This is a genomic window from Achromobacter sp. (genome assembly GCF_050285585.1).
In the GTDB taxonomy this organism is placed as follows: domain Bacteria; phylum Pseudomonadota; class Gammaproteobacteria; order Burkholderiales; family Burkholderiaceae_B; genus Achromobacter.
Genome location: NZ_JBLZXF010000034.1, coordinates 1 through 17,318 on the forward strand (window position 1 = coordinate 1; position 17,318 = coordinate 17,318).

The following is a 17,318-nucleotide window of genomic DNA, read 5'->3' on the forward strand; positions in this document are numbered from 1 at the left end:
ACTTCCTGGCGGAAATGGTTCAGCTGGTCTTCGGTCAGGCGGCCTTCCAGGTAGGCGCGGCCGTACATGCCGGGCGAAGTGTGGCCCTGGAAGTAGACCAGGTCGCCGCCGTGGCTTTCGTCTTCCGCGTGCCAGAAGTGGTTCTGGCCGCAGCCGATCATGGTGGCCAGCGAGGCGAACGAGGCGATGTGGCCGCCCAGGTCGCCGCCATCGGGCGGGTTGTGCTTGTTGGCCTTGACCACCATGGCCATGGCGTTCCAGCGCACGTACGAACGGATGCGGGCTTCCAGCTCCAGGTTGCCCGGATGCGCCGGCTCCAGGCCGGGGGGAATCGTGTTGACGTACGCGGTGTTCGGCGAGAACGGAATGTGGGCGCCGGAACGACGGGCTTCGTCGATCAGGCGTTCGAGCAGATAGTGGGCGCGCTGAGGTCCTTCACGATCAAGGACTGCCGCCAGGGCTTCGAGCCACTCCTGGGTTTCAAGGGTGTCTTCGTCGTTGGCAGCCTGTACGGCGCCAGCCTGGGCGAAAGAGGACATCGTGTGTCTCCTGTTTGGGTTCGTTCGTGACCACACCCGCTTATTTCATCTACTCGCGGACACTGCATGGTAGCCGGGATCATCCGGGCTACCATGCATGCATGGGTCGGGGTGTTCTAGAGACCTGCTTGGGTCGGTTCCCTATCAGCCGGCATTCTAAGAAAGAAGAGTAACCGGTCGCAAGGAAAATTTCATGTTGCGGTACGGCATTTCATAATACGGAAAATTGACCAAAAGCTGAACGTTCGATCCTCATTCTTTTCCAATACTTTTAGAGGGCCTCTCTAAATGGAGGAGCCGATTCCCGGCAATTCCCTCCCAACACGCACTAAAATGCGCGGTCTATCCGGCCCGAATTCCATGTCCAGCGCGCCCAAGTCCAATATTCCTACGCCGTTCCACGATCACGCCCGCACTCGCCGGCGGGGGGTGTACTGGGTCACGCCCGCGATGGTGCTGATCCTCTACATCTGTGTGATGGCGGTGTTCTTCTGGTTGCAGCGCATCCATGACGACAGCGTCATGTTCGTGACGATCGACCAGGAAATGCGGCAGCAGCGCCTCATCTGGGTGGTGCTGGCCCTGTCCTGCGTGATCGTCATCAGCCTGCTGATGCTCTGGCGGTACACGCGCTTTCGGTCGTCGGCCGAGGCCGCGCTGATCGCCGAGACCGGTTTCCGCCGCGCGATGGAGAACTCCATGTCCACCGGCATGCGCGTGCTGGACATGGAAGGCCGCATTGCCTACGTGAACCCGGCTTTCTGCCGGATGATCGGCTGGAACGAGGCCGACCTGATCGGCCGCAGCCCGCCCTTCCCCTATTGGGTGCCCGGCCGCCACGAACAGCACCAGCACACGCTGGACGTGCTGATGTCCGGCAAGACGCCCAGCAGCGGCCTGGAAGTCGAGGCCCAGCGCCGCGACGGTTCGCGGTTCACGGCGCGCATGTACGTGTCCCCGCTGCTGGATCCCAACGGCAACCAGATCGGCTGGATGACCTCCATGACCGACATCACCGAGCCCAAGCGCATCCGCGAGGCCCTGACCGCCGCGCACGAGCGCTTCATGACGGTGCTGGAAGGCCTGGACGACGCCATTTCGGTCACCGCCGACACCCACGACGGCCTGGAACTGCTGTTCGCCAACCGCACCTACCGCCGCGTGTTCGGCGCGCAGACGGGCGGCCACGACGAACTGCTGGCCGGCCGCCGCGGCCGCTTCACCGACGAATCCGTGGAGGTCTTCGCGCCCTCCGTGCAGCGCTGGTTCGAAGTGCACCACCGCATGCTGGCCTGGACCGACGGCCGCCGCGTGCGCATGCAGGTGGCGCGCGACATCACCGAGCGCCGCGTGCACGAAGAAGCGTCGCGCGTGCAGCAGGAAAAGATCCAGCTCACCAGCCGCCTGACCACCATGGGCGAAATGGCCTCGTCGCTGGCGCACGAGCTGAACCAGCCGCTGACGGCCATCGCCAACTACAGCATGGGCGCCGTCGCCCTGGTCAAGGCCGGCCACACCAGCCCCAACATGCTGCTGCCCGCGCTGGAGAAGGCCGCCTCGCAGGCCGAGCGCGCCGGCAAGATCATCAGCCGCATCCGCGAATTCGTGAAGCGCAGCGAGCCCCGCCGCCAGCGCGTGGCCATCGGCCGCATTGTCGACAACGCCATCGGCTTCGCCGAGATCGACGCGCGCAAGCGCCGCATCCGCATCGACAGCTTCGTGCCGTCGAACGCCCCGGACGTCCTGGCCGACCCGATCCTGATCGAGCAGGTGCTCCTGAACCTGTTGAAAAACGGGCTGGAAGCCATGGAAAAGAGCGAATCCGACGAACTCAAGGTCGCCGTGATCCTGCACGACCAGCACATCGAAGTGGCGGTGGTCGACCGCGGCCACGGCCTGGCCGAACCCGAACGCCTGTTCGAACCTTTCTTCAGCACCAAGACCCAGGGCCTGGGCATGGGGCTGAATATCTGCCGTACCATTATCGAATCGCATCACGGCCGCCTGTGGGCAGACCCCAATCCCGCCGGCGGCACCATCTTCCGCTTTACCCTGCCCTGCGCTGCGACCCAGACGCAGGCCCAGAACGATCAGTCAGAGGAGTTGCACGCATGAACACGCCCCACCTGTCGAGCACGGTATTCATAGTTGACGACGACGAAGCGGTACGCGATTCGCTGCGCTGGCTATTGGAAGCCAATGGCTATCGCGTGCGCGCCTATGCCAGCGGCGAATCCTTCCTGGAAGACTACGACGCCGGCCAGATCGGCGTCCTGATCGCCGACGTGCGCATGCCCGGCATGAGCGGCCTGGAACTGCAGGAGCAGCTGATCGCCCGCAATGCCCCGCTGCCCATCGTGTTCATCACCGGCCACGGCGACGTGCCCATGGCCGTGTCGACCATGAAGAAGGGCGCGGTGGACTTCCTGGAAAAGCCGTTCAACGAATCCGACCTGCGCGAAATCGTGGCGCGCATGCTGGAGCAGGCGACGCAGCGCGTCAGCAAGCACCAGGCCCAGAAGGACCACGAAGCGATGCTGGCGCGCCTGACCGCGCGCGAGCAGCAGGTGCTGGAGCGCATCGTCGCCGGCCGCTTGAACAAGCAGATCGCCGACGACCTGGGCATCAGCATCAAGACCGTCGAGGCGCACCGCGCCAACATCATGGAGAAACTGGAAGTGACTACCGTAGCCGACCTGATGAAGGTCGCCTTGGCCAAACCGGAGGCGCATGCATGAGCCGCCGGGCAACCCCCAAGGCGAAGACCGAAGCGCGCAGCGCGGAGGTTTCCGTATGACAGCAAGGATTATCGATGGCGCCGCCCTGTCGCAGCGCATCCGCGAAGAAGTCGCCCAGCGCGTTTCCGCCCTGGCGGCGAAGGGAATCCGCCCCGGCCTGGCCGTGGTGCTGGTGGGTGAAGACCCCGCCTCCCAGGTTTACGTTCGCAACAAGGTCGCCGCCTGCGAAAAGGCCGGCCTGCATTCCGTGAAAGAGCAGTACCCCGCCGACATGACCGAGGCCGACCTGCTGGCCCGCATCGGCGAGCTGAACCGGGACCCGTCCATCCACGGCATCCTGGTGCAGTTGCCCCTGCCCAAGCACATGGACTCCCACAAGGTCATCGAGGCCATCGCGGCCGAGAAGGACGTGGACGGCTTCCATATCAGCAACGCCGGCCTGCTCATGACCGGCCAGCCGCTGTTCCGCCCCTGCACGCCCTACGGCGTGATGAAGATGCTGGAATCCGAGGGCGTGACCTTGCGCGGCGCCGAAGCCGTGATCGTGGGCGCCAGCAATATCGTCGGCAAGCCCATGGCGATGCTGCTGCTGCAGGCGGGCGCCACCATCACCATCTGCAACTCCAAGACGCGCGACCTGGCCGCCCAGACCCGGCGCGCCGACGTGCTGGTGGTCGCTACCGGCAAGCCCGGCATGATCGACGGTTCGATGATCAAGCCCGGCGCCGTCGTCATCGACGTCGGCATCAATCGCGGCGCCGACGGCAAGCTGTGCGGCGACGTGGACTTCGCCTCCGCCCGCGAAGTGGCCGGCGCCATCACGCCCGTGCCCGGCGGCGTGGGCCCCATGACCATCGCCATGCTGCTGGTCAACACCGTCGAAGCAGCCGAGCGCAAGGCATGACGTAGGATGGGTGAAGCGCGAGAGTTCCTAGGCAAGAACCCAGGTGCTCAACGCGCGAAACCCATGCGGCCGTGGGCAGACAGCGCCCCTGTGCAGGCCGAAAAAACAATCTGCCCACGGCCGCATGGGTTTCGCGCGCTGGAGGGCGGCGTTCTAGCTTAAGAACTCTCGCGCTCCGCCCATCCTACTTGCATTCGCCGGAATCGCCCTTATCTGGTTCCTGTACTCATTCCTGCCGCTACCGCCATGTCCCAAAATCCCCTGCTCGCTCCTGTTTCCGATCTGGTCGATTACGCGGCCGTCAAGCCCGCGCACATCGTGCCCGCCGTCGAGGAGCTGCTGGGCATCGCCCGCCAGGCCGTCGACGCCGCGGCCGATCCCGGGCTCGCCCCCACGTGGGAAGCCGTGGTGGAGCCGCTGGACACCGCCTCGGAGCGCCTGTGGCGCGCCTGGTCGGTGGCCGGCCACCTGAACGCCGTGGTCAACACGCCGGAGCTGCGCGAGGCGTACAACGCCGCCCTGCCCCTGGTCACCGAGTTCTCCACCTGGGTCGGCCTGCACGAAGGCCTGTACCAGCAGTACCAGCGCCTGGCCGCCGCCCCGGATTTCGCTTCCTGGACGCCGGTGCGCCGCCGCATCGTGGAAATGGCCTTGCGCGACTTCCGCCTGAGCGGCGTCGAACTGCAAGGCGCCGACCGCGAGCGCTACGCCGCCATTTCCGACCGCGAGGCCCAGGCTTCGCAGAAGTTTTCCGAAAACGTGCTGGATTCGATCGACGCGTGGTCGCTGCTGGTCGAGGACGAGGCCCGCCTGGCCGGCATACCCGCCGACGTGCGGGCCGCCGCCCGCGCCGCCGCGGAGGAAGACGGCAAGCCGGGGTGGAAGCTCACGCTGAAGATGCCCTGCTACCTGCCCGTCATGCAGTACGCCCAGGACCGCGCGTTGCGCGAGGCGCTGTATCGCGGCTACGGCACGGTGGCCTCCGAACAGGGCGACGCCAAGTTCGACAACTCGCCCCTGATCGAAGAACTGCTGGCCCTGCGCGCCGAAGAGTCCGGCCTGCTCGGCCTGGGCACCTTCGCGGCGTTGCGCCTCCAGACCCGCATGGCCCGCGACGCAAGGGAAGTCACGGTCTTCCTGCGCGACCTGGCCGCGCGCGCCAAGCCCTACGCCCAGCGCGACCTGGCTGAACTGAAAGCCTACGCCGCCGCCGAACTCGGCCTGGACGAACTCCAGCCCTGGGACGTGCCCTATGCCTCGGAGCGCCTGCGCGAGTCGCGCTACGCCTATTCCGAAGACGAAGTGAAGCAGTATTTCACCGAGCCGCGGGTGCTCGCGGGCCTGTTCGAAGTCATCGAGACCCTGTTCGACGTGCGCCTGGCGGAAACGCCGGTCTCGTCGTGGCACGGCGACGTGCGCGGCGTGCGCGTGGAAAGCCCCGACGGCAAGCTCATCGGCCACCTCTACCTGGACCTGTACGCCCGTTCCGGCAAGCAAAGCGGCGCCTGGGTCGACAGCGAACGCACGCGCCGCGTCGTGGGGGGCCAGCTGCAGACCCCCATCGCCTATCTCACCTGCAACTTCTCGCGTCCCAACGGCGACAAGGCTGCCGTGCTGACCCACGACGACGTCATCACGCTGTTCCACGAGACCGGCCATGCCTTGCATGCGCTGCTGTCCGAGGTGGACGAGCCCGGCGCCGCGGCCTTCGCCAGCGTCGAATGGGACGCCATCGAGCTGCCGTCGCAGTTCATGGAGAATTTCTGCTGGGAATGGGCCGTGGTGCAGAAGCTGTCCGCCCACGTCGACACGGGCGAACCGCTGCCGCGCGCGCTCTACGACCGCCTGCTGGCCGCGCGCAACTACCAGAGCGGCATGCAGACGGTGCGCCAGATCGAGTTCGCGCTGTTCGACATGCTGATGCACGACCGGGCCAAGGGCGCCTCCATCGGCGAAGTGCTGGACCTGCTGCAGGCGGTGCGCAAGGAAGTGGCCGTGCTGTTCCCCCCGGCCTGGCACCGCCTGCCGCACGCCTTCTCGCACCTGTTCGCGGGCGGCTACGGCGCCGGCTATTACAGCTACAAGTGGGCCGAGGTGCTGTCGGCCGACGCCTATGAAGCCTTTGAAGAGGCGGCCGCCCTGCAGGCCGGCAACGCGCTGGGAACGCTGGATCCGGCCACGGGGGCGCGCTTCCGCCGCGAGGTGCTGGCGGTGGGCGGTTCGCGCCCGGCGGCCGAGTCCTTCGCCGCCTTCCGCGGACGCGCCCCGCGCATCGACGCCTTGCTGCGCCATAGCGGCATGACGCCCGCCTGATCGTCCCGTTCCCTCGTGTCCTCCGACGGCCCGCCTCGCGCGGGCCGTCGCGCCTTCGGCGCCGCGCTTGCGCCAAAGCAAGGCGCCGCCACATCGCCGCGCGCCCGGGGGCCGTCCCGGGGCTTCGCCCGCGGCTTGCGGGTAGAATCGAAAGGTTTACCCCTTTACCCGCCCTTGGACTCATGCGACACCTCATTTCCGGCCGCGCCTGGCGCGGCCTGCTGCTGGCTCTGTGCGTGTTCCTTGCCGCCTGCGGCGACAGGAATGTCGATTGGACGCTTTACAACGTGAAGGGGCACCTGCCCGACCTGAAGTTTTCGCTGTCCGGCGCGGGCGGCAAGACGGTCAGCAGCGACGATCTGAAGGGCAAGACCGTGCTGCTGTTCTTCGGTTATGCCAGCTGCCCCGACATCTGCCCCACCACCATGGCGCAGCTGACGGCCGTGCTGCAGAACCTGGGCGACCAGTCCAAGAACGTGCGTATCCTGTTCGTCAGCGTGGATCCCCACCGCGACACGCCCGATATCCTGCAGGCCTACGTCAACGCCTTCAACAGCAATGCCATCGGCGTGACGGGCGACGAAAAGCAGATCGCGGACCTGGCGCGCCGCTACCGCGTGGCCTACCAGATCGAAAAACCCCGTCCCGGCGATGACGCCGACATGTACGAGGTCACCCATAGCCGCGGCGTGTACATTTTCGACAAGGACGGCAAGGCGCGCCTGCTGGCGTCCGATACCGACAGCATCGAGGCCCTGACCAAGGATGTGCGCCAGCTCATCGACCTGACCTCCTGAGGCCGTCCGCACACCAGTTGTTACAGCCGGCGCGGCCGGGGCATGGGTATCATCTGTGCACACTGCCCCCTTTTACTCTAGCCAAGGAGTACGCGCATGAGCATCATCATCATGATCATCGTCGGGTTCATCGTGGGCCTGATCGCCCGCGCGATCATGCCCGGAGACCAGAACATGGGAATCATCATGACCACCATCCTGGGTATCGTCGGCTCCGTCGTCGCCGGCTTCCTGGGCCAGTCCTTGGGCTGGTATGCCCCGGGCGAACCCGCAGGCTGGATCGGATCCGTCGTCGGCGCGATCGTCGTGCTGTTCGTGGTGGGTCTCATCGCCAAGAAACGCGCGTGACGCACCGATGAATAAAAAAAGCCGATCCTTCGATCGGCTTTTTTTTTGGCGGTCCGGATGCGCGGTTCTGATGGGTATCGCGCGAAACGATCAACGCAAGCATGCGCATGCCGAACGCGCGCAACCCATCACTCCCCCGTCAAGACCCCGCCTGCGCCGTCGCGGTGCGCTCGGTCCAGCCGCCGCCCAGCACCTTGTACAGGGTGACCAGGTTGGTCAGGCGCGCCAGGCGGGTATCCACCAGGGCCTGCTGCGAGCTATACAGCGAACGCTGCGAATCCAGCACGCTCAGGTAGTCGTCGATGCCTTGGCGGAAGCGCTGGTCGGATGCGTCGTAGGCCCGCTGGTTGGCCGCCACCAGCAGCTGCTGCGCCTGGATCTGCTCGTCCAGCGTGCCGCGCCCGGCCAGGGCGTCGGCCACCTCGCGAAAGCCTGCCTGGATGGCCTTTTCGTACTGCGCCACCTGTATGTTCTTCTGCACCTTCGCCAGATCCAGGCCCGCCAGCAGCGAGCCGCCGGCGAAGATCGGCACGGTGATCTGGGGCACGAAGCTCCAGGCGCCCGAACCGCCTTCGAACAGGCCGCCCAGGCTGGCGCTGGCCGTGCCTGCCGAGCCCGTCAGGCTGATGGTCGGGAAGAACGCGGCGCGCGCCGCGCCGATATTGGCGTTGGCGCCCTTCAGTTGGTGCTCCGCCGCCCGGATGTCGGGCCGGCGCGCCAGCAGGTCCGAAGGCAAGCCCGCGGGCAGCGTGGTCGGCAACATGCTGTCGTCCAGCTTGACCGCGCTGTCCAGCGCCGCCGTCATCTCGGGCGTCAGGGGCTGGCCCACCAGCAGCACCAGCGCGTTGCGGTCCTGCGCGGCCTGCCGCGTGTACTGCGACAGGTTGCGCTGCGCGGTGCGCAGCGACACTTCCGCCTGGCTCAGGTCCAGCGACGTGGACAGGCCCTGGTCATAGCTCTGCTGCGTGAGCTTGAAGGAATCCTCCTGGCTCTTGAGCGTGTCGCGGGTCAGCGCCAGGAGTTCCTGGTCCGCGCGCATCGTCAGGTAGGCGTTGGCCACCTCGGCGATGAGCGTGAGCTGGGTCGCCGTGCGCGTTTCGTCCAGCGCCAGATAGGACTCCAGCGCCTTGTCGCTCAGGCTGCGGATGCGGCCGAACAGATCCAGTTCCCAGGCGGACATGGCGGCGCCGACCTGGTAGCTGTGGCTGGTGGTGGCGCGTCCGCTGGCCGACAGGTCGGCCGGCGTGCGCTGGGCCGATTCCTGGCCCGCGATACCCACGCTGGGCATCAGGTCGGCGCGCTGGATGCGGTACTGCGCGCGCGCCGCCTCGACGTTCAGGGCCGCCACCCGCAGATCGCGGTTGTTCGCCAGCGACAGCTCGATAAGCTGTTGCAGCAGCGGATCGCCGAAGAAATCGCGCCAGCCGATATCGGCCGTGGCCAGGCCGCCCGGATCGGCGGGCTGCGCAGCCTTGTAGGCGGCGCCCGTGGGATAGGCCGCATCGACCGGCGCTTCCGGACGCTCGTAGGTGGGGGCCAGCGAGCAGCCCGCCAGGGCCGCCGCCAGGGAAACAGACAACAGGGTTCTCATCGGGAATTTCATTGCGATTGCCCTTCCGCGGACACGTCCTGCGAGCCATTGGCGCCGACGTCGTGCTTGTCGACGTTTTCGCTCATGCGCTTGACCTTGAACACGCGCAGCATGATCACGAAGAAGGCCGGAACGAAGAAGATGGCCAGGAAGGTGCCGGTCAGCATGCCGCCGATCACGCCCGTGCCGATGGCGTTCTGGCTGCCCGAACCGGCGCCGGACGAGATCGCGAGCGGGGTCACGCCCAGGATGAACGCCAGGGACGTCATCAGGATGGGACGCAGGCGCTGGCGGGCGGCATGGATGGCCGATTCCGTCAGGCTGGCGCCGGACTCGTAGTGCTCCTTGGCGAACTCCACGATCAGGATGGCGTTCTTGGCCGCCAGCCCGATGGTGGTGAGCAGGCCCACCTGGAAGTACACGTCGTTGGACAGGCCCCGCAGCATGGTGGCGAGCAAGGCCCCGATGATGCCCAGGGGCACCACCAGCATCACCGCCGAGGGAATCGTCCAGCTTTCGTACAGCGCCGCCAGGCACAGGAACACCACGATCAGCGAAATGGCGTACAGGGCGGGCGCCTGCGCGCCGGACAGGCGCTCCTCGAACGACAGGCCCGTCCATTCGAAGCCCACGCCCACCGGCAGCTTGGCCGCCAGCCGCTCCATTTCCTCCATCGCCGCGCCCGAGCTGTAGCCCGGCGCCGCCTGGCCCTGGATGTTGTAGGACGGCACGCCGTTATAGCGGTTCAGCTTCTGCGGGCCGAAGCTCCAGGTGGCCTTGGCGAAGGCCGAGAACGGCACCATGTCGCCCGCGTTGTTGCGCACGTACCACTTGTTCAGGTCTTCCGGCAGCATGCGCGAGGAAGCCTCGCCCTGCGCGAACACCTTCTTCACACGGCCGCGGTCGATGAAGTCGTTGACGTACGACGACCCCCACGCGGTGGCCAGCGTGCTGTTGATGTCCGACACGGCCACGCCCAATGCGCGGGCCTTTTCGCGGTCGATGTCGAGCTGGTACTGCGGCGCGTCCTCGATGCCGTTGGGGCGCACGCCGCGCAGGACGGGACTCTTGGCGGCTTCGCCCAGCAACTGGTTGCGGGCGGCAAGCAGCTTCTCGTGGCCCACGCCGGCGCGGTCCATCAGCTGGAAGTCGAAGCCGGTGACGTTGCCCAACTCCATCACGGAGGGCGGCGGCACCACGAACAGCTGGGCGCGGCGCTCGGTCTTGGCGAAGTGCGCGTTGGCGCGCGCCGCCACGGCCCCGGCCTTGAGCCGGGCGTCGCCACGCTCTTCCCAGTCGCGCAGCTTGATGAACAGGATGGACGCGTTCTGGCCGCGGCCGCCGAAGTTGAAGCCGTTGACCGCGAACACCGAGGTGACGGCGTCCTTCTCTTCGTTCAGCAGATACTTCGTGGCGTCGTCGATGACGGCCTTGGTGCTTTCCGCGGTCGCGCCCGCCGGCGTCTGGATCTGGGCAAACAGGATGCCCTGGTCCTCGTCGGGCAGGAAGGCGGTCGGGATGCGGGTGAACATCCAGCCCATGGCGATGACGAGCGCCAGGTAGATCACCATCAGGCGCTTGGTGCGGTTCAGGCCGCGCGCCACGGTGTTGGCGTAGCCATGGCTGCTGCGGTCGAACGCGCGGTTGAACCAGCCGAAGAAACCCCGCTTGGAACCGTGATGGCCCTTGGGGATCGGCTTGAGCAGCGTCGCGCACAGCGCCGGCGTGAACACGATGGCCACGAGCACAGACAGCACCATGGAAGACACGATGGTGATCGAGAACTGGCGATAGATCACGCCCGTGGAGCCGCCGAAGAACGCCATGGGGATGAACACTGCGGCCAGCACCATCGCGATGCCGATCAGCGCCCCCGTGATCTGCGACATGGACTTGCGGGTGGCCTGCTTGGGCGTCAGGCCCTCTTCCGCCATCACGCGTTCCACGTTCTCGACCACCACGATGGCGTCGTCCACCAGCAGGCCGATCGCCAGCACCATGCCGAACATGGTCAAGGTGTTGATGGAGTAGCCGAAGGCCGCCAGCACCGCGAACGTGCCCAGCAGCACCACCGGCACGGCGAGCGTGGGAATGATGGTGGCGCGGAAGTTCTGCAGGAACAGGTACATCACCAGGAAGACCAGGATGATGGCCTCGACCAGCGTCTTGAACACCTCATGGATCGACAGGCTGACGAACGGCGTGGTGTCGTACGGATAGACGACGTCCATGCCCGGCGGGAAATAGGGCTTGAGGTTGCTGATGGTGTCGCGCACCGCCTGCGCCGTATCCAGCGCGTTGGCGCCCGGCGCCAGCTTGATCGCCAGGCCCGAGGCGGGCTTGCCGTTGTAGAAGCTGTCGATGGCGTAGGTCTGCCCGCCCAGCTCGATGCGCGCGACGTCGCCCAGGCGCACCTGCGAGCCGTCGGCATTGACCTTGAGCAGGATGCGGCCGAAGTCTTCGGCCTTCTCCAGGCGGGACGGCCCGATGATGGTGGCGTTCAGCTGCTGGCCGCGCACGGACGGCAGGCCGCCCAGCTGCCCGGAGGACACCTGCACGTTCTGTTCCTTGATCGCCGCCACCACGTCGACCGTGGTCAGGCCGTAGTTGACGAGCTTGGCCGGGTCCAGCCAGATGCGCATCGCGTACTGCGAGCCGAAGAGCTGGAAGTCGCCCACGCCCTGCGTGCGGCTGATGGGATCCTGGACGTAGGACGCGACGTAGTCGGCCAGGTCGTCCTTGGTCATCGAGCCGTCGGTGGACACGAAGCCCGCCACGATCAGGAAGTTCTTCGTGGCCTTGGTGACGCGGATGCCCTGCTGCTGCACTTCCTGCGGCAAGAGCGGCTGCGCCAGCGCCAGCTTGTTCTGGACCTGCACCTGTGCGGTGTCGGGGTTGGTGCCCTGCTTGAAGGTCAGCGTGATGGACATGCTGCCGTCGGAGTTGCTTTCCGACGAGATGTACTGCAGGCCGTCAAGACCGTTCATCTGCTGCTCGATCACCTGCACCACGGTGTCCTGCACGGTCTGCGCGGACGCGCCCGGGTAGGTCACCGCGATGCCGATGGCCGGCGGCGCGATGTTGGGATATTGGGAGACCGGCAGCTTCAGGATGGACAGCGCACCGGCCATCATCAGCACGATTGCGATCACCCAGGCGAAAACCGGCCTATCGATGAAAAACTTTGCCATGCGAGGCTCCCTGACTACTGCTGCTTCGCCGCCGCGGCCGCTTGCGATTGTTGCGCTTGCGGCGCGTTGGCGCCGGCTTCGGTGGCGATCACTTCAACCCCCGGGCGCACCATCTGCACGCCTTCCACGATGACCTTGTCGCCGGCGGACAGGCCGTCGGTGACCAGCCACTTGTCGCCGATGGCGCGGTCCGTCTTGAGTTCGCGCAGTTCGACCTGGTTCTTGGCGTTGACCACCAGCGCCGTGGGCATGCCGCGCTGGTTGCGGGTGACGCCGCGCTGCGGCACCAGCAGGCCGTCGGCGGCCACGCCGTCGGCCAGGCGAGCGCGCACGAACATGCCCGGCAGCAGGCGGCGGTCCGGATTGGGGAATACCGCGCGCAAGGTGACCGAGCCCGTGCCCTGGTCGACCGTGATTTCCGAGAACTGGAGCTTGCCCTGCTGCGCGTACTGCGAGCCGTCTTCCAGCGTCAGCGTGACCAGCGCGGACTGCTCGCCATCGGCCTTCTTCAGCTGGCCGCTGGCCAGCGCGTTCTGCAGGCGCAGCAACTGGACGCTGGATTGGGTAACGTCGACGTAGATGGGATCGATCTGCTGCACCGAGGCCAGCGCCGAGCTCTGATTGGCGGTGACCAGCGCGCCCTCGGTCACGGCCGAGCGGCCGATGATGCCATCGATGGGCGACAGGACCTTGGTATAGACCAGATTGATGCGCGCCGTGTCGAGCGCGGCCTTGGCCGACAGCACGTCGGCGGCGGCCTGGTCGCGCGCGGCGACGGCGTTATCGTAGGTCTGCTGGCTGACGGCGCGGGTGGCCACCAGCGGCTTGTAGCGCTCGGCCAGCAGCGCGGCCGTTTTCTGCTGCGCCTGGGCGCGCGCCAGGGCGGCCTTCTGGCTGTCGAGGCTGGCCTGGTAGAGCGCGGGATCGATCTGGTAGAGCTGCTGCCCGGCCTTGACCTCGCCGCCTTCAGTGAAGAGCCGCTTCTGCACGATGCCGTTGACCTGGGGCCGGACCTCGGCCACACGGAACGGCGAGGTGCGGCCCGGCAATTCGGTGGTCAGGGAAACCGGTTGCGTGGCCAGCGTCACCACCGTTACCTGCGGCTTGCCCGCCTGGGGCGCTTCCTGCTTCTTGCCGCAGGCGGCCAGAGTGAGTGCCGATGCCGTCAGCGTGGCAATTGCCGCGCCGCGCCACATAGCGCTTTTCTTGTTCATAGATTGCATTCCCGATTTCCAAAAAAGTACCCATGCCGCTCCCGTTGCCCGGAAGCCGGCGCCCTGCGGCAAAAAAGTGCCCCGGACCGTGCGCATGCGGTCCGCGTGGATCGACGGGTGGATTTGCCTCGAACACGCAGGCTGGGCTTTGTTGCATTGCTGCATTGCAGAACCCGCATTCTGAGTTATCCCGCCCCAGAAACAAAGAGGCATGTTAAGAAAACATCATTCCATTTATGGGACAATTTCCAAGCCCTTGATATGACAGAATTCCGCCATGAAACGCTTGCAAGGCATGGAACTTTTCGTGGAAGTTGCGAAAACCCGCAGCTTCAGCCGCGCCGCGGCGGCGCTCGGCGTTCCGAAATCGACCCTTTCCCGCCAGGTAGCCGAACTGGAGCGGTCCGTCGGGCTGCGGCTGCTCAGCCGCACCACGCGCAAGGTCGAGCTGACCGACGCGGGCCGCCTGTATTTCGAACGCTGCCAACACATCGTGGCCGAGGCGCAGATCGCCCATGAAGAGCTGCAGAAGCTGGTGGATACGCCCGCCGGGCCGTTGCGGGTCAATATGCCCGCGGATTTCGGCACCGACTTCCTGGCTGAATCGTTCATGGAATTTTCCCGCCGCTATCCCGACGTCACGTTTTTCCTGGATCTGGCCAATCCGGACCACGCTTCACGAGTGTTCCAGACCTGCGATATTTCGATCGAGATCGGCGAACTGCCGGACTCGACACAGATTGCGAGGCTGCTGGGCATGCTGCCCGCCCATCTGTACGCCTCGCGCGACTACCTGGAGAAGCACGGCGAACCCCGGCATCCCAGCGACCTGACCCGGCACGAGTGCATAGAGTTCCGCGCGGAGGGCGCAGGACGCGTCACCCGCTGGCCATTGACCAATGGCAGCCAGCACATCGAATTCACGCCAGGGAACCGCTTTTCCGTCAACGGCGTCGCCATGGCCCGGCGCCTGGCCATGCTGGGCGCGGGTATCGCGGTGCTCGTGGGCGGCCAATTGGCCGAACAGCAATCCGGCCAATTGCAGCGGGTGCTGCCGGACTGGCAGCTGGGCCCGTTCCCGGTTTACGCGGTCACGGAGACGCGGCTTCTCCCCGCCAAGACCCGGATCTTCATCGAATTCCTGATGGAGCGCCTGGGCAGCAGCGGGCAGGCGAAGGATACTCCCGCTTTCATGACATAGCCCCGAATCGGAAACCGACTGAAAAATCTGGCGTTTCCCGACAACAGATGTCGGGACAGGCGATCAATCGGGCTCGATCCAGCGAGTCAGAACCTTTCGTCGTCGCGCAGGTAGCGCCACTGGCCCAGGGGCAGGTCGCCCAGGGAGACCCGGCCGATGCGCACGCGCTTCAGGCCCACCACTTTCAGCCCCACCAGCTCGCACATGCGGCGGATCTGGCGCTTCTTGCCCTCGCGCAGCACGAAGCGCAGCTGGTCGCTGTTCTGCCAGCGCACCTGCGCGGGCCGGAGCGCCTTGCCGTCCAGGGACAGGCCATGGTTCAGCAAGGCCAGACCGTTCTCGGACAGGCTGCCCTGCACCCGCACGAGATACTCCTTGTCGACGCTCGAATCCTCGCCGATCAGATGCTTGGCGACGCGGCCGTCCTGGGTCAGCACCAGCAGGCCTTGCGAATCGATGTCCAGCCTCCCGGCGACCGCCAGGCCGTCCAGGTGCCCGCGCTCGAACCGGCGCGGCTCGCGGTCGCCCGTGTAGCGCGAACGGGCGTCGATCAGCGCCACGGCCGGGGTGTAGCCTTTCTCGGCCTGGCCCGACACATAGCCGACCGGCTTGTTGATCAGGATGGTGACGCGCGAGGTCTGGCGGGCCTGCGCGGCGCGTTCCAGCGTAATGACCTGGTCGGGGAACGCCCGGGCGCCCAATTCGGACACCACGACGCCGTCCACGCGGACCCAGCCGCGTTCGATATAGGCGTCGGCCTCGCGGCGCGAACACAGCCCTCGCTCGGACATGAGCTTGGAGATACGTACTTTTTCCATGGGCGGTATTGTATGCGGACGCGTGTAACAGACGCGTGTGGCGGACGCGCGTGGCGGACGCGCGTGGCGGCCCGGCCTGCGGCATTGCGCCGCAGGCCGGGCGCCGCGCACCCCGCCACGCTCTTGGCATAATACGCAGCCATGACAAGCCAAGCAGTACTTCCCCCTCCCCTCGCCCCGGGCTGGCTGACGGCCGCCCCGCCCATCCTGCCCCCGGCCATGCGGCATTGGCTGTTCCGCCCCGGCGCGCTGACCGCCGGCCTGCGCCAGGTGGGCCACGTGCGCCTGCGCGTGGTGGCCGAATATTCCGACGGCGCGCCGCCGGACGAGGCGCAAGCCATGCGCATCGCCCCCGGCAGCCCGGTCTGGGTGCGCGAGGTGCTGATGTCGGTGGACGGCGTGGACAGCGTGCCCGCCCGCAGCCTCACGCCGCTCATGGCCTCGCACGGCGCCTGGCAAGGCATGCGGCGCCTGTCGACGCGGCCGCTGGCGGACATGCTCTACCACGACCGAACCGTCATCCGCTCGCCCTTCGCCTGCCGCCGCCTGGCATCGCCCGTGCCCTTCCACGCGACCGCGCTGCAGGCGCAGGGCGCGGCGCGCCAGGACCCCCAGGCCGCCCATATATGGGCGCGCCGCTCGGTGTTCTGGCGCATGGGCCAGCCGCTGCTGGTGGCTGAGTGCTTCCTGCCGGGCTTCTGGACGCTTACCGCCGGCCGGGAAGCGCCTCCCCTTCAAGCCCACCAGCGCACACCGGGCGCGCGCTGATTTTTTCGCGCCAACCCCTTGCGGGCCGCTTTGGGCGCGCGTATAGTTTCCGTCAACGGAAACTATTGGAAAGGCAATGGATCCCACGCAGCGCCCGCTCGATCTGCTGTTCACCGCCCTGGCCGACCCCAACCGGCGCGCCATGGTCGAACAGCTCAGCCGCGGCCCCGCCACCGTCAAGCAACTGGCCGAGCCGGCCAGGCTGAGGCTGCCTTCGGCGGTCAAGCACCTCCAGGTGCTGGAAAGCGGCGGCATCGTCATGTCGGAAAAGGCCGGACGCAGCCGGACCTACCGCATGCGGCCCGGCGCCTTCCGCCAGATCGACGACTGGGTGCGTCAACGGGAGGCCGCCATGGAGGCGGCCTTCGACCGCCTCGTGCAGGCCATGCACGATATCCCTCCTGAGGACGACACGCCATGACCTCCCCCGCCATCGAACACGCCACTTTCGTCATCGAGCGCGAGCTGCCCGCCTCGCCGCGCGACGCCTACCGTTTCTGGTCGGAACCCCGGCTGAAGCAGCGCTGGACCAGCTGCCATCCGGACTGGACGGTGCTGGAAGACCGCCACGATTTCCGCGCCGACGGATCCGAGTCCAAGCGCTGGCGCACCCCGGAAGGCGCGGAGCAGACCTATCGGGCCGCCTACCTCGACGTCGTCCCCGGGGAACGCATCATCTACGCTTATGAAATGGGCTTCCGCGGGCAGCGGATATCGGCTTCGCTGGTCACGGTGGAATTCGTGCCTTCCGGCGCGGGCACGCTGATGCGCTTCACCGAGCAGGCGGCGCTGCTCGACGGCAGCGGCGCGCAGGGCCGGCGGATGGGCACGGAGGCCGGCCTGGACCGGCTGGCCGAAATGGTCCGAGCCGGCGTGGCCGAATTGCATTGACGGCA

At 66.8% G+C, this 17,318-nt stretch carries 14 protein-coding genes and 1 pseudogene; 10 read left to right on the top strand and 5 right to left on the bottom strand.

The window, feature by feature from the left end:
• Nucleotides 1-539 (bottom strand): annotated as a pseudogene (aceE, locus tag ACN6PJ_RS26435) (pyruvate dehydrogenase (acetyl-transferring), homodimeric type); the annotation flags it as partial.
• Between the two features lie 360 nt (nucleotides 540-899).
• Here aceE and ACN6PJ_RS26440 point away from each other — a divergent pair.
• The 6 genes from ACN6PJ_RS26440 (at nucleotide 900) to ACN6PJ_RS26465 (ending at nucleotide 7,639) form a co-directional block, all read left to right on the top strand.
• Nucleotides 900-2,654 (top strand): PAS domain-containing sensor histidine kinase, encoded by a 1,755-nt coding sequence (locus ACN6PJ_RS26440; protein WP_043545732.1) that lies wholly within the window; start codon nucleotides 900-902, stop codon nucleotides 2,652-2,654.
• Nucleotides 2,651-3,277 (top strand): response regulator transcription factor, encoded by a 627-nt coding sequence (locus ACN6PJ_RS26445; protein WP_062684817.1) that lies wholly within the window; start codon nucleotides 2,651-2,653, stop codon nucleotides 3,275-3,277. The genes ACN6PJ_RS26440 and ACN6PJ_RS26445 overlap by 4 nt, the downstream gene beginning before the upstream one ends.
• A gap of 55 nt (nucleotides 3,278-3,332) precedes the next feature.
• The gene (gene folD / locus ACN6PJ_RS26450; protein ID WP_062684816.1) at nucleotides 3,333-4,181 is read left to right on the top strand and encodes a bifunctional methylenetetrahydrofolate dehydrogenase/methenyltetrahydrofolate cyclohydrolase FolD; all 849 of its coding nucleotides are present in this window, start codon (nucleotides 3,333-3,335) and stop codon (nucleotides 4,179-4,181) included.
• A 246-nt stretch (nucleotides 4,182-4,427) separates the two neighbouring features.
• A complete protein-coding gene (locus ACN6PJ_RS26455; protein WP_427998749.1) occupies nucleotides 4,428-6,494 on the top strand; it encodes a M3 family metallopeptidase in 2,067 nt (688 codons plus the stop codon).
• Nucleotides 6,495-6,676: 182 nt separating this feature from the next.
• Nucleotides 6,677-7,291 (top strand): SCO family protein, encoded by a 615-nt coding sequence (locus tag ACN6PJ_RS26460; RefSeq protein WP_427998750.1) that lies wholly within the window; start codon nucleotides 6,677-6,679, stop codon nucleotides 7,289-7,291.
• A gap of 96 nt (nucleotides 7,292-7,387) precedes the next feature.
• Complete coding sequence (locus ACN6PJ_RS26465; RefSeq protein WP_043545727.1) at nucleotides 7,388-7,639, top strand: GlsB/YeaQ/YmgE family stress response membrane protein; 252 nt, start codon at nucleotides 7,388-7,390, stop codon at nucleotides 7,637-7,639.
• Between the two features lie 139 nt (nucleotides 7,640-7,778).
• Here the strand turns inward: ACN6PJ_RS26465 and adeC are convergent, their stop codons facing one another.
• From adeC to ACN6PJ_RS26480, 3 genes are read right to left on the bottom strand one after another with little or no spacing between them, the layout of a single operon-like run.
• Nucleotides 7,779-9,242, bottom strand: coding sequence for an AdeC/AdeK/OprM family multidrug efflux complex outer membrane factor (gene adeC, locus ACN6PJ_RS26470; protein ID WP_427998751.1), 1,464 nt, complete (start codon nucleotides 9,240-9,242; stop codon nucleotides 7,779-7,781).
• On the bottom strand, nucleotides 9,239-12,421 hold the full coding sequence (locus ACN6PJ_RS26475; RefSeq protein ID WP_427998752.1) for an efflux RND transporter permease subunit: 3,183 nt from the start codon (nucleotides 12,419-12,421) through the stop codon (nucleotides 9,239-9,241). The genes adeC and ACN6PJ_RS26475 overlap by 4 nt, the downstream gene beginning before the upstream one ends.
• Nucleotides 12,422-12,435: 14 nt before the next feature.
• Entirely contained in the window at nucleotides 12,436-13,635 is a 1,200-nt protein-coding gene (locus ACN6PJ_RS26480; protein WP_427998753.1) for an efflux RND transporter periplasmic adaptor subunit, read from the bottom strand.
• A gap of 295 nt (nucleotides 13,636-13,930) precedes the next feature.
• On the opposite strand from ACN6PJ_RS26480, the gene ACN6PJ_RS26485 reads away from it, so the two are divergent.
• The gene (locus ACN6PJ_RS26485) at nucleotides 13,931-14,836 is read left to right on the top strand and encodes a LysR family transcriptional regulator (protein ID WP_043545715.1); all 906 of its coding nucleotides are present in this window, start codon (nucleotides 13,931-13,933) and stop codon (nucleotides 14,834-14,836) included.
• Between the two features lie 86 nt (nucleotides 14,837-14,922).
• Here ACN6PJ_RS26485 and ACN6PJ_RS26490 read toward each other — a convergent pair whose 3' ends face one another.
• Nucleotides 14,923-15,654 (bottom strand): pseudouridine synthase, encoded by a 732-nt coding sequence (locus tag ACN6PJ_RS26490; protein WP_427998754.1) that lies wholly within the window; start codon nucleotides 15,652-15,654, stop codon nucleotides 14,923-14,925.
• Between the two features lie 141 nt (nucleotides 15,655-15,795).
• On the opposite strand from ACN6PJ_RS26490, the gene ACN6PJ_RS26495 reads away from it, so the two are divergent.
• The 3 genes from ACN6PJ_RS26495 (at nucleotide 15,796) to ACN6PJ_RS26505 (ending at nucleotide 17,313) form a co-directional block, all read left to right on the top strand.
• Nucleotides 15,796-16,422, top strand: a complete 627-nt coding sequence (locus ACN6PJ_RS26495) for a chorismate--pyruvate lyase family protein (protein WP_427998755.1) — start codon at nucleotides 15,796-15,798, stop codon at nucleotides 16,420-16,422.
• A gap of 76 nt (nucleotides 16,423-16,498) precedes the next feature.
• Nucleotides 16,499-16,843 (top strand): ArsR/SmtB family transcription factor, encoded by a 345-nt coding sequence (locus tag ACN6PJ_RS26500; protein ID WP_427998756.1) that lies wholly within the window; start codon nucleotides 16,499-16,501, stop codon nucleotides 16,841-16,843.
• The gene (locus ACN6PJ_RS26505) at nucleotides 16,840-17,313 is read left to right on the top strand and encodes an SRPBCC family protein (RefSeq protein ID WP_427998757.1); all 474 of its coding nucleotides are present in this window, start codon (nucleotides 16,840-16,842) and stop codon (nucleotides 17,311-17,313) included. Before ACN6PJ_RS26500 ends, ACN6PJ_RS26505 begins: the two co-directional genes overlap by 4 nt.
• Nucleotides 17,314-17,318 lie beyond the last annotated feature (5 nt).

Bases quoted from the DNA above. Each gene is read 5' to 3' on its own strand.
- ACN6PJ_RS26465 (WP_043545727.1), top strand. From the start codon at position 7,388: ATGAGCATCATCATCATGATCATCGTCGGGTTCATCGTGGGCCTGATC.
- ACN6PJ_RS26480 (WP_427998753.1), bottom strand. From the start codon at position 13,635: ATGAACAAGAAAAGCGCTATGTGGCGCGGCGCGGCAATTGCCACGCTG.
- ACN6PJ_RS26475 (WP_427998752.1), bottom strand. From the start codon at position 12,421: ATGGCAAAGTTTTTCATCGATAGGCCGGTTTTCGCCTGGGTGATCGCA.
- ACN6PJ_RS26485 (WP_043545715.1), top strand. From the start codon at position 13,931: ATGGAACTTTTCGTGGAAGTTGCGAAAACCCGCAGCTTCAGCCGCGCC.
- ACN6PJ_RS26460 (WP_427998750.1), top strand. From the start codon at position 6,677: ATGCGACACCTCATTTCCGGCCGCGCCTGGCGCGGCCTGCTGCTGGCT.
- adeC (WP_427998751.1), bottom strand. From the start codon at position 9,242: ATGAAATTCCCGATGAGAACCCTGTTGTCTGTTTCCCTGGCGGCGGCC.
- ACN6PJ_RS26455 (WP_427998749.1), top strand. From the start codon at position 4,428: ATGTCCCAAAATCCCCTGCTCGCTCCTGTTTCCGATCTGGTCGATTAC.
- ACN6PJ_RS26505 (WP_427998757.1), top strand. From the start codon at position 16,840: ATGACCTCCCCCGCCATCGAACACGCCACTTTCGTCATCGAGCGCGAG.
- ACN6PJ_RS26445 (WP_062684817.1), top strand. From the start codon at position 2,651: ATGAACACGCCCCACCTGTCGAGCACGGTATTCATAGTTGACGACGAC.
- folD (WP_062684816.1), top strand. From the start codon at position 3,333: ATGACAGCAAGGATTATCGATGGCGCCGCCCTGTCGCAGCGCATCCGC.
- ACN6PJ_RS26490 (WP_427998754.1), bottom strand. From the start codon at position 15,654: ATGGAAAAAGTACGTATCTCCAAGCTCATGTCCGAGCGAGGGCTGTGT.
- ACN6PJ_RS26495 (WP_427998755.1), top strand. From the start codon at position 15,796: ATGACAAGCCAAGCAGTACTTCCCCCTCCCCTCGCCCCGGGCTGGCTG.
- ACN6PJ_RS26500 (WP_427998756.1), top strand. From the start codon at position 16,499: ATGGATCCCACGCAGCGCCCGCTCGATCTGCTGTTCACCGCCCTGGCC.
- ACN6PJ_RS26440 (WP_043545732.1), top strand. From the start codon at position 900: ATGTCCAGCGCGCCCAAGTCCAATATTCCTACGCCGTTCCACGATCAC.